Raw genomic sequence first — 11,590 nt, forward strand, 5'->3', positions numbered from 1 at the left:
AAGATGTCAGCCACCGCTTTGAGATGTTCTTGTAGCTTTTCTCGATCTTCGGAGTTTAAGTTCATTTTGAAATTTTTTAGATATATCTACTCATATTATTTTACCATGATTTTTGTGTTTTTACGAAAGTGAGATGCACCCTTTGCCTTGTCTTTGAGTTCTCGCAGTAAATGACGAGTACAAGCCAGTAAAATATCTGTATATTGGGCATCTTGAACGCTAATATCTTCTTCGTCAGCAGCAAAATAAACCACCACATGATTGCGGTTTTCTAAGTTTTCCTTTAACCGCAACAACTCCGTTGTTTTTCCTGAACCTCGGTATCCAGAATACAACTGGTAAGTCAAATCCCTCGATCGCCGCACCGTGCGCCCCAAGTCCTCCACAACATCCTCATCTCCCCGCACTTCCCGACAGTCCACGTAAGCCGGATCTCCCGGTTGTAATGGCATGGGGGTAAAGGCGTTGTACATCTCACTCAAGGAGATCTTCCATTTCTTGGGGACTAATCATTGTTTTAAATTAGATAGTCTGTGTGGAAAGTTAAAATTTAAAATTTGAGATCGGGTGTAAAATTGCGTTAAAGCTAAGATAACGATTGTCAATCTAAATATCTATTCGGCGCGAGGCTTCTCGATCGACAATTACCCTCATTTTAATTATCCCTCAAAGTTGAGCGATCGCAAGAGATTTCCTTCCTGCATCAAGAATCCTAATTATCGATTTAGAATCGGCAGGTTTCACAAATCCTCGATCGCCTCACCCGATCGTCATCCCACCCCATCATCGCCCTACTCCCTCAGACGGTACACTGAAGAAAGAGTAATCCAACGATTCAGCCCCATCGATCGAACACGATGACCGTTTCTGCTATCGCATCAGAATCCCTCGCCGACAGCGCCCGCCAAACCCGCCAAGCGGCGCGACATCTCGGAACCCTGTCCACCACCGACAAAAACGCCGCGATCGCATCGATCGCCGACGCCCTCGACGCCGCCTCAGACGAAATCTTGGCCGCGAACGCCGCCGACTGCGAAGCCGCCAAAGCCGACGGAATCCCCAAACCCCTCTACGATCGCCTCAAACTCGACGAAACTAAACTGCGCGGCGCGATCGCGGGAGTGCGCGGCGTCGGAAACCTCCCCGATCCCGTCGGTGCGGTGCAACTCCACCGAGAACTCGACACGGGACTCGTTCTCAAACGCATCACCTGTCCCCTCGGCGTTCTCGGCGTCATCTTTGAAGCACGTCCCGATGCGGTGATTCAGATTTCCAGTTTGGCGATTAAATCCGGTAACGGTGCCATCCTCAAAGGGGGAAAAGAAGCCGTGCGATCGTGTCAGGCGATCGTCGCCGCCATCCATCGCGGATTGGAAAACGTGGGATTGGCGACGGAGGCGATTCAACTGCTGACGACGCGGGAAGAAATTGCCGAACTCCTCAAACTCGACGAATTCGTGGATTTGATTATTCCGCGCGGTTCTAACGCCTTTGTCCGGTTCGTGCAGGAAAACACCCGGATTCCAGTACTAGGTCACGCCGACGGTATCTGTCACGTCTACGTGGACACAGCGGCTGAGGTAGAGAAAGCGATCGCGATCGCCGTCGATGCCAAAGTCCAGTATCCCGCCGCCTGCAATGCCGCAGAAACCCTCTTGGTTCACCGCGACATTGCCGAAACCTTCTTACCCCAAGCAGTTCGGGCGTTGCGCGATCGCGGTGTCGAACTGCGCGGGGATGCGGCGGCGCGTCAAATCGCAGACATGACAGAAGCCACTGAGGAAGATTGGCGCACCGAATATAACGATCTCGTGTTGTCCGTGCGCGTCGTGGATTCCCTCGAAACCGCGATCGACCACATCAACACCTACGGTTCTCGCCATACCGACGCGATCGTCACCGAAAACGACACCGCCGCGAACCTCTTCCTCAGCCAAGTGGATGCCGCCGGGGTGTTCCACAACTGCTCGACCCGCTTTTCCGACGGTTTCCGCTACGGATTCGGCGCAGAAGTGGGCATCAGTACCCAAAAACTCCCCCCGCGCGGTCCCGTGGGCTTAGATGGGCTTGTGACCTATAAATATCAAGCCGTTGGAGACGGTCACGTGGCGGCCACGTACTCCGGACGGGATGCCAAACCGTTTACGCACCGGGATTTATAGCAAGAGGGGGAGAGGGGGAGAAAGGGAGAGGGGAAGAGGGGGAGTCGTAGGGTGCGTGACTTGAAAAATGGGGTGTAAATCCTTAGACCGATAAATCGTCACGCACCGCCAATGTACACCACTATCTCCCCATCTCATCGTCTCCTCATCTTCCGGTTGGGTGCGGTGCGTGACGCGGTAACAGTCCATGAACCTGACTTCGCCCACATTGGTCAGCCGCGTCACACACCCTACTGTTCTCGTGTTTTGAAGTGAAAAAACTCGTGAATTTTCGCCGTGTTTCCGTTGTATCTGTTGCGATCGCCCTGTTGATGGGGGGTCGCGCGATCGCGCAATCCGAGTCCGATTTGGGGTTTCCTCGTATCGGCACACCCCGCAATACCTGTCCGCCCTCTGTTTTGTCTCAAATGCGGCGACATACCATCGCACCGGGCGAAACGCTCGACAGTATTGCCGAACAGTACGATCTGATTCCAGCGACATTGTTGGGGATGAATCCCATCCTACGGGGCGATCGCCTCCCCGTCGGACGAGACATTCTCGTTCCCCCCCTCAACGGCATTCGCATTACCGTTCCCGCCGGGACGACGTGGCAAGACTTAGCCGAAGAATACAACGTTCGAGCAGATACCCTGTTTGAAGTCAACGGCTGTCAGCCGCCGTCAAACACCGCGTTCGTACCGGGTGTCAATTGGTCGCCTTTATCTGAAGAAGTCGAAACGCCCATTGCCGAAAAACGGGCGAGTGCTTTTGCCGTGTATCCCCTTCCCAACCCCGTCGAGGCGATCGTCGGGTACGGCTGGGTGTTGACGCCCCGCAGTTCCTCCGTGGTGTTTCACAGCGGCCTCGACTTACCCGCCGCCGTGGGGACGCCCGTGCGAACCGTCGAAGGGGGAACCGTCGCCTTTGCCGGAACCCGAAACCCTTACGGCAACTTCGTCGTCATCAACCACCGTCAGGGACGCCAAACCCGCTACGCCCATCTCGAGAGGATTAACGTGCGTCAGGGTCAAACCGTCGAAGCGGGCGATCGCATCGGAACCGTCGGCATCACCGGAACTCCCGACAGTCCCCAACCCCACCTCCATTTCGAGGTTCGCAGCAACTCCGATCTCGGCTGGGTGGCAGAAAATCCCCTGGCGTATTACGAGACGAGGTGAGGAGAGGGGGAGAGGGGGAGCAAGGGAGAGGGGGAGAAAGGGAGAGGGGGAGAAACGATTAACTGTTGCCTGTTGCCTGTTGCCTGTTGCCTGTTGCCTGTCTTCACTGCTGACTGTCTTCAATCGTACCGTTTCCTCGTGCATAATCTAGATAGACCGTTCCCGAACTCAATTGGTTTTGTCGGATGGCAGTTTACGCGCCCAGTACCGTACTCGCTTGGAATATTGCCGCGATCGAAGCGAAATCCGGTCATGCTAGCGAAATATCCCCAGCCCATTTATTGCTCGGGTTATGCAAGCTGTGCGATCTCGATCTCGAACGTTTTTGTCCTCGGCAGATTCGCAACAATCCCCTCCAAAAGCGAGAATTTAAAAGCGACATTCAAGTTCTACAACAGTGGTTCGACAGTTGGGGACTCGATCGAACCCAGTTTCGCCGTCAGTTGCGATCGCAAGTTGCCCGTCCGACGCCCGTGCGCGTTCACCAAGGAATCATGCACCGCGATCGCGCCGCCCGTGAAGTCTTCAGTCGGGCTGAAGAAATCTCGACCCTCCAGTCGATCGACGAACCCACCGTTCGCCCCTATCACCTCCTACAAGCCCTGTTCGAGTTACCCAACGCCCCTTGGGAAAACCTCTTAGCCGAACTGGGCATTTACGGCGTCGATTCGCCCGTTCCCAGTGACGATTGGGATTTCGATCCCCTTCCCCCCGATCCCCATCTCATGTTAGATGGAGATTCCTTGTATTCAGACAGCAACAAACGCGCCACACCTCTGTTGGATTGCTTCGGACGGGATCTCACCGAACTGGCGCGAAAACGCCAACTCGACCCAGTGGTCGGACGACAGGCCGAAATTCGCACCCTCGCCAGCATTTTGATGCAGAAACGCAAGCGCAACGCTATCCTCGTGGGAGAACCGGGGGTGGGCAAAACCTGTATTGTCGAAGGACTGACCCAGTGGCTCGCCAGTTCCCAAGCGCCCCCCGTCCTCGCCGACAAACGAGTCGTCGAAGTGTCGATGGCGTCGCTGTTGGCGGGATCGAAATATCGCGGTGAATTTGAAGAGCGGATTCAAGCCCTCGTCAATGAAGCTAGTGCGAGTGACGACACGATCGTCTTTATCGACGAAATCCATACGGTGTTAGGAGCGGGAGGAACCGGAGCCAGCGATGCGGCGAACATCCTCAAACCCGCATTGGCGCGAGGCGAAATCCACTGTATCGGGGCGACGACCGTGCGGGAATACCGCCAAACCATCGAAAAAGACGGCGCTCTCGATCGCCGGTTTCAGGTCGTTTGGGTACAAGAACCCACCCTAGAAGAAACCCACGCGATTTTACAGGGTCTGCGATTTCAGTTCGAGCGCCATCACGACCTCAAAATCGACGATAGCGCTCTGAGCGTGGCGGTGGAACTGACCGGACGCTACGTTAGCGACGCGCGATTTCCCGACAAAGCCATCGATGCGATCGATCGCGCCTGTGCGGAAGTGCGGTTACGATCGGGGGCAAGATTGCGATCGCGTCCCCGTCGGGTGACGAAAGCTGACATCGCCCGCGTCATCGCCAAACGCTGTCGCCTTCCCGTCGAACAAATCACCGAAGACGAGCGATCGCGCCTGCTACGCTTAGAAAGCTATCTGCAACAGCGCGTCATCGGACAAGACGAAGCCGTAACCGCCGTCGCAGACGCCATCCGCACCGCTCGCGCCGGGTTGAAACCCCCCCAAAAACCTGTCGGCGTGTTTATGTTTGTCGGACAAACGGGAACGGGAAAAACCCAACTGGCTCAAGCCCTCGCAGAATTCCTGTTCGACGATCCCCAAAAACTCGTCCGCATCGATATGTCGGAGTACATGGAACCGAACTCCGTCTCTCGCCTCATCGGTGCGCCTCCGGGGTATATCGGCCACGAAGGCGAAGGACAGCTCACCGGAGCCGTGCGAACCCATCCCTACAGTGTCGTCTTGTTCGACGAAATCGAAAAAGCCCATCCCCAGGTTTTGGACTTGTTTTTACAAATTCTCGATGAAGGGCGGTTGACAGACAGTCATGGAAATCACGTTTCGTTTCGAGAAACCATTATTGTGATGACCTCGAATTTAGGGGCGAACGTCAGTTCTGAGTCGTCCCTCGGCTTTGGCTTGGAGTCGGAGAGTCTCCACCTTCCCAATTCTAAACACTACCGCAACGGAATTTTGAAGACCATCAGCCAGTCCTTACGTCCGGAACTTCTCAACCGTATCGGTCAAATCGTCTATTTCTCGCCTTTATCGCCGACGGTAGTGCGTCAAATTGCCGATAAAGTCCTCGACAACGTTCGCCAGCGGCTCCACGCTCAAAATCTGCGGTTGAAACTGACTGACTCGGCTTACGACGTGTTGATGGCACAAGGATACAACCAAAAATTAGGGGCGCGAGAAATGGAACGGACGATCGAACGGCTGTTGGTTCGTCCCCTCGGTTGCTCGATTCTCAAAGGCCAGTTTCTCCCCGGCTCTTTAATCTACGTTGACGCTCGCGAGGGTGAGTTAACCTTTGAGGGGCTGTCCTTGCGTCGCCGAGAGCGATCGAGCCAAACAACGGTAGAGCAGTAGAGTTAGCAAGGGAGAGGGGGAGCAAGGGAGCAAGGGAGAAATACCTGCTTGAGCCGTTAACTTCAGCAGTGTTCAATGATTCGTGGCAAAATCCCCTATCGGTCAATGGCTGTGTGAGATCCCCGGCATCTCCAAAATGCTGGGGATCTGGAGAGATCGTCCGACCTTCAGTTGTGAGTTTCACTTCTGTGTAGTTGCTACAACTGATTTAGGGTTGCTATATTTGCACGATTGGCTTGAATACCATTTTTCTTTAAACTTGCTATAAATAGTGTACAGTTTCTTTTTGAGTGTAGGTTAGGTCGAGCAAACCGAAAGCCAACCGCGTCAAAATGAAATTGTTTTCTATGGAATTGAATTTAAGTCATTCAATTTGCAACCTTTTCTTATTTTAAAGTTGCTTTTTTTCAAAAAATAAGAAAAAGGTTTTGAAAAACGATTATCAATTGTCAATGAAACGTTTAGCGACAACGATCGAAGCAATTTTATATTTGAAGGGAAAGGCACTCTCAGTTTCGCAGTTGACGGAGTATACGAAATGCGATCGCGCTGAGATTGAAGACGCCTTACTGGAATTGATGGACGATTACGCCCGTCGCGACAGTGCGTTGGAAATCGTCGAAACGGAAAACGGCTACAGCTTGCAGCTACGCGAAGCTTTCCGCGAAGTCATGCTCGATTTAGTTCCCCCGGAAATGGGAGTCGGAGCGCAACGCACCCTAGCGGCGATCGCCTTAAAACAGCCAATTTTGCAGTCGGAGTTAGTGGATTGGCGCGGTTCGGGAGCTTACCAGCACGTCAAGGAGCTGATGGAACTCGGCTTAGTACGACGCCGCAAATCCCCCGACGCTCGCTCTTACGAGCTACGAGTTACACCCAAATTTCATCAATATTTCCAAATTGAAAGTTTACCGCTTTTACAGTGAACAGCGAGCAGTATTTCAGTCGCCAGTCGCCAGTCACCAGTCACCAGTGAGGAGGTGACGGGATGATGAGATGAGGAGAACTCCCCACTCTTCCCTCTTCACTCTTCCCTGAAGAAGCTCCCCTGCTCCCCTGCTCTTCCAAACTGACGTTACACTAGATCTAGTTCAGGCCAATTTTGAAGCCCACTGACGGATTATCACACGCTCATGGTTTTCGACCCCGAAATTTTTTCTCAGCTCGATGAGGATGCTGGCAACCAACTGCTAACGTATCTTCAAGACCAATCGCCTGACATTCTCGCTCGCGTGGCGAAGTCAGTCAGCCCGGAAATTAAAGACATTATCTCCCGCAACGTTCAAGGGCTAGTCGGCGTTCTCCCGGCTGAAGGGTTCAACGTTCAAATTTCGACCGATCGCGATAATATGGCGGGAATGCTCGCCTCGGCGATGATGACGGGTTACTTTTTGCGCCAAATGGAACAGCGGATGGAACTCGATCGCCAACTGTCGCAAGGAAGCGGTCTCGATCGCCACTCAGACGACACGACACCCTAGACGTTGCTCGAGATCGCTCCTCCCAAGCGATCTTTTTAAGGCGTGAAAGCGTCAGACGGATAGGGTTCGGGACGAACGCGGACGAGTTCGAGTTCGCCGTCCCGCAATACTTCCACTTCGAGAGCTTCCCCCACCTGACTCGCTTCGACGCGCTCTTGCACCTCGGCCGCCGAGTCGATTTCAAAGCCGTTGATGCGAACGATCGTGTCTCCAGCTTGCAAGCCTCCCGCCGAGGCAGGAGAGCCGTTCAACACGCGCATAATCAGGACACCGCGATCGAGATCGAGGCGATCGATGGAAAACTCGAGATCGCGAGTGCGTTCGAGTTCGCGTTTGAGATCGGGATTGAGATCGACCATTTGAATGCCTAAAAACGGGTGTTCGGCTCGGCCGAGGTCGAACAGTTGGGCGGCTACCCGTTGGGCGGTTTCGATGGGAATTGCAAACCCCAACCCTTGGGCGTTAGCACGAATTGCCGTGTTAATTCCAATAACATCGCCGCGATCGTTGAGGAGCGGACCGCCAGAATTTCCGGGGTTGATCGCGGCGTCGGTTTGAATGAAGCGCACCCGTTTGTCGCTAATTCCCACTTGAGCGCTCGATCGCCCCGTCGCGCTGATAATACCCACCGTTACCGTATTATCTAAGCCGAGAGGGTTTCCGATGGCGATCGCCCACTGACCTGCCACGAGGTTCGCCGACGATCCCAGCGGTGCCGTGGGTAAGTTTTGCGCTTCGATTTGAATCGCGGCGATGTCGGTCAGCGCGTCCGTTCCTAACACTTTTCCTTCAAACGTGCGACCGTCCCGCAGCGTCACGTCCACCACGTTCGCCCCTTCGACTACGTGAGCGTTGGTGACGATACGTCCGTTGCTCGAGAGGATAAATCCCGATCCCGTTCCCCGTTCGACGCGTTCGGAGGGTTCGGGGAAATCCTGGCCGAAAAAGCGGCGAAAGAAGGGATCGAGCGGATCGGAGGTGTCGGGGGATACGGTTCGAGCTGCGTCGATCCGAACCACTGCCGATCCCACCCGTTCGACAGCTCGAGCGATGAAGTTGGGACTCGTTTCGCCGTCGGCGGACTCGGTCTCGAGGCTTCCACGTTCGATAATGGGGGGACTGAGCATAACTGGTGTGGCTGTCGTTTCGCTCCGATCGGGCGATCGCGCGTCGAGATAGCGGCTGACTGCTCCACCTGCTGCTCCTCCCACGGCCAGAAGGGCGGCGTATACCGTCAGTTGTTTCCAAGAGACGCTCATAACGAGTTAAATTGAAAAGGACTCCAAGCCAGTCGTCCGATACAAACCGACGATAATCGAGATCGACGCGATCGAACTGCGTACCTCAATGCTTGACGCCCGAAGTGCGCTCGGCGGACGAAATGACAGGTCGATTTCATTGTGGCATTTTCGCTCGGGGTTTGGCAATCGTAAAAGCAGCTTGTTTGGTTTTGATGAATTCACGATACCCATTCCTCTTTCTTTCTCGAAAATTTACTATAGCAACCCTAAATCAGTTGTGTAGCAAAGTTGGGAATGGGGAACGGGGAACGGGGAATGGGGAATGGGGAACGGGGAATGGGGAATCAAATTTTTTCTGGCATTTTAATTTTTGACAAACCATTGGGGACTGTTATATATTTTTTCAGTATAATCAGCAACAAAATAATTAGATATTAAATAATGAATAGCCAACTCAGCCGATTGGTGAAATCCTGTAATCTGAAAGTGCTGTAGCACGGCGATCCCAACTACAGAGGGTGTTCACAACTCAAACGATTCTGCTAAATTGCTCGAATAAGATCGAGAAATACTAAAAATAAAAGTGAGTTTCAAAATAAAAAAACATAAAAACATGATGATTCGATCGCGATCTTTTATTCACAATCGAAATAAAATAAAATAAAATAAAATACAGCAAACATAAAATAACATCAAATTTATGTTTTTTGATTTATGATAAAACGTTAAGCGATCGTGATTTTTTGCAATTTAATATCATAAAATTATATCAAAAAATTCAAAAAAATTATATTTTAAATTTAAAACGAAACACTGCATTGGTGTATTTAAAATTAAAAAATAAGATAGATAAAATTTAAATACTATCGTTTTGTATTATTTTAAATATTTTATAATACGATCGATCTAAGGTTCACCTCGAACCTCAATTCCAACTCTCACCTTCACGATATTAACGCGAGATGTCTTTGCGATATTCCCTGCGAGACTACCAATCAATTCTCGTTCAACAGGTTTTCAAAGAATGGACGACCGGGCGATCGCGCCGTGTCTTACTACAACTTCCCACGGGAGCCGGAAAAACCGTGGTCTTTTCCAGTATTGCCCAGCAATTCACCGATCGCAAACAGCCCGTTCTCGTTTTAGCCCACCGTGAAGAACTCCTCCTCCAAGCCAAAGACAAGCTCGAACGGGTCACAGACGAACCCGTCGGACTCATCAAGGCTGGATATCCCGAACAGCGATCGCACCGGGTTCAAGTCGCCAGCATCGCGTCTCTGATTAACCGCAAACTGCCCCCTGCTGCCCTCGTCGTCGTTGACGAAGCTCACCATTCCACCGCTGCCACCTATTCCGAACTCCTCGAACAGTTTCCCAACGCTTACATTTTAGGTGTCACGGCCACGCCCGCCCGCATTGACGGCCGGGGCTTCAAAGACCTCTACGACAGCTTAATTTTAGGTCCGTCGGTGCGCGAACTGATCGATCGCGGCTACCTCTGTTCGTTCAAGCTGTTTGCAGCCCCCAAAACTGTCGATACCACTGGAATTCAAAAAACCGCCGGGGATTACAACACCAAACAACTGGCGAAAGCCGTCACTAATTCTCTGGTGATGGGGGATTTAATCGCCGCTTGGCAAGAATTTGCCGATCGCAAAAAAACCGTCGTCTTCGCCGTTAACGTCGAACACAGCCAAGCCATCGCCGACGCCTACCGCCAGGCCGGAATTCCCGCCGAACACTTAGACGGAAACACTAAAGACGGCGATCGCAAAGCGGTTTTAGAACGGTTTGCACGGGGAGAAACCCTCGTTCTCAGTAATTGCGGCTTGTTCGCCGAAGGGTTCGACCTCCCCAGCATCGAAGCCGTTCAATGCGTGCGTCCGACGAGTTCTCTGACTCTGTGGCTACAAATTATCGGTCGAGGTTTGCGTCCCCATCCTGGTAAAGACCACGCCATCCTCCTCGACCATACTGAAAACTGGATCGTTCACGGCACTCCCGATCGCATCCACAACTGGAGTCTCGATGCCATTAGCTTATCGCCCGGCCGTGCTAACGTGTTATGTTCTCACTGTCGCCACGTCTTCAAACCTCGTCCCGGCGATCGCCAACCTCACCGCTATCAATGGCATCCCCAACTGGGGGAGTACGTTTTAATCTGTCGCTACACCTGTCCTCACTGCGGCGAAGCCATCGAGTTAGAAGTGACGCATAGCGGCGAAACTCGGCCGCCACGTACTCTCGAAAAGGATGCAACTGCCGAAATTTGGGAAATTCCCCTCGACTGTCGCATCGAAGTGTTAGCCGAACTCTATCGATTGGTCGGGTTTCAACGGCGAGTCCGACGCAATATCACGCTGCGATGGCTGACGAATCAGATGGTGACGAAATGTCCCGACATCGAGGTTTCCGAGCTGCGCGAGTGTGCTTTACTCTTAGGGATGGATGAAGACTGGGCTAACGATTGGGCGAAGCAGTTTCACCGGAAGCGCGATCGGGAAAGGACGACGCGATCGTGAGTCGATCTCAAAATTGTTTGGGTGCGGTTACTTCCCCGATTCAGTGAGGGTTCGAGTCGTTCCCCTCAAATCTCGTTGAGAGCCGTCAGATAGGATCGAACTACAGGGTCTAGAGAAAGAAGTTTAGAAGCAGAAATCGAGCGATGGAAGTTGTTTTAGATGATATTACTCAATTATAAAGGTCGATGCGATCGTGAATGCGGCTAATACTAGCTTGTTAGGGGGCGGTGGTGTAGACGGTGCGATCCATAGAGCGGCCGGCCCGGAACTAGTTAACTAGTGTCGTCGGGTGCATCTCAGTTTTGCAAAAATATTGCTAAAACAGAGTGCCATTTAAGTAAGCACAGCGTAAAGAAAGAATCTTAGAAACATTCTCTACTTTCCATTGCGCTCCCGATATTTTGACTCGCATTCCGATTTGCTT

The 11,590-nt window shown here is 52.4% G+C and carries 8 protein-coding genes and 1 pseudogene; 7 read left to right on the plus strand and 2 right to left on the minus strand.

Translation table 11 applies throughout. From position 1 onward, the window contains the following. Positions 1-95: 95 nt before the first annotated feature. Entirely contained in the window at positions 96-482 is a 387-nt protein-coding gene (locus POG22_RS02525) for a hypothetical protein (RefSeq protein ID WP_498903448.1), read from the minus strand. A gap of 351 nt (positions 483-833) precedes the next feature. Between POG22_RS02525 and POG22_RS02530 the strand changes: the two genes are divergently transcribed. From POG22_RS02530 to POG22_RS02550, 5 genes are all read left to right on the plus strand, one after another. Next, positions 834-2,162, plus strand: coding sequence for a glutamate-5-semialdehyde dehydrogenase (locus POG22_RS02530; protein ID WP_498903455.1), 1,329 nt, complete (start codon positions 834-836; stop codon positions 2,160-2,162). A 263-nt stretch (positions 2,163-2,425) separates the two neighbouring features. Further along, a complete protein-coding gene (locus POG22_RS02535; protein WP_498903450.1) occupies positions 2,426-3,322 on the plus strand; it encodes a LysM peptidoglycan-binding domain-containing M23 family metallopeptidase in 897 nt (298 codons plus the stop codon). A gap of 185 nt (positions 3,323-3,507) precedes the next feature. Further along, entirely contained in the window at positions 3,508-5,922 is a 2,415-nt protein-coding gene (locus tag POG22_RS02540; RefSeq protein ID WP_082901683.1) for an ATP-dependent Clp protease ATP-binding subunit, read from the plus strand. Between the two features lie 452 nt (positions 5,923-6,374). Continuing rightward, positions 6,375-6,848: an SMC-Scp complex subunit ScpB gene (gene scpB, locus POG22_RS02545; protein ID WP_063717801.1), complete on the plus strand. Its 474-nt coding sequence runs from the start codon at positions 6,375-6,377 to the stop codon at positions 6,846-6,848. Positions 6,849-7,055: 207 nt separating this feature from the next. Then, on the plus strand, positions 7,056-7,403 hold the full coding sequence (locus POG22_RS02550) for a DUF760 domain-containing protein (protein WP_017660981.1): 348 nt from the start codon (positions 7,056-7,058) through the stop codon (positions 7,401-7,403). 35 nt (positions 7,404-7,438) lie between these two features. On the opposite strand, the gene POG22_RS02555 is transcribed toward POG22_RS02550, so the two are convergent. Continuing rightward, positions 7,439-8,662: an HhoA/HhoB/HtrA family serine endopeptidase gene (locus POG22_RS02555; protein ID WP_498903453.1), complete on the minus strand. Its 1,224-nt coding sequence runs from the start codon at positions 8,660-8,662 to the stop codon at positions 7,439-7,441. A 944-nt stretch (positions 8,663-9,606) separates the two neighbouring features. Here POG22_RS02555 and POG22_RS02560 point away from each other — a divergent pair. Both POG22_RS02560 and POG22_RS02565 read left to right on the plus strand, forming a co-directional pair. Further along, positions 9,607-11,166: a DEAD/DEAH box helicase gene (locus POG22_RS02560; RefSeq protein ID WP_017660977.1), complete on the plus strand. Its 1,560-nt coding sequence runs from the start codon at positions 9,607-9,609 to the stop codon at positions 11,164-11,166. Positions 11,167-11,338: 172 nt separating this feature from the next. Beyond that, positions 11,339-11,440: pseudogene (locus POG22_RS02565) on the plus strand (macro domain-containing protein); the annotation flags it as partial. Positions 11,441-11,590 lie beyond the last annotated feature (150 nt).

Origin of the sequence: Geitlerinema sp. CS-897 (genome assembly GCF_028368005.1) — a bacterium.
GTDB classification, from domain to species: domain Bacteria; phylum Cyanobacteriota; class Cyanobacteriia; order Cyanobacteriales; family Geitlerinemataceae; genus Baaleninema; species Baaleninema simplex.

Coding starts and splice junctions, on each gene's coding strand:
- POG22_RS02540 (WP_082901683.1), top strand. CDS start 3,508: ATGGCAGTTTACGCGCCCAGTACCGTACTCGCTTGGAATATTGCCGCG.
- scpB (WP_063717801.1), top strand. CDS start 6,375: ATGAAACGTTTAGCGACAACGATCGAAGCAATTTTATATTTGAAGGGA.
- POG22_RS02550 (WP_017660981.1), top strand. CDS start 7,056: ATGGTTTTCGACCCCGAAATTTTTTCTCAGCTCGATGAGGATGCTGGC.
- POG22_RS02555 (WP_498903453.1), bottom strand. CDS start 8,662: ATGAGCGTCTCTTGGAAACAACTGACGGTATACGCCGCCCTTCTGGCC.
- POG22_RS02560 (WP_017660977.1), top strand. CDS start 9,607: ATGTCTTTGCGATATTCCCTGCGAGACTACCAATCAATTCTCGTTCAA.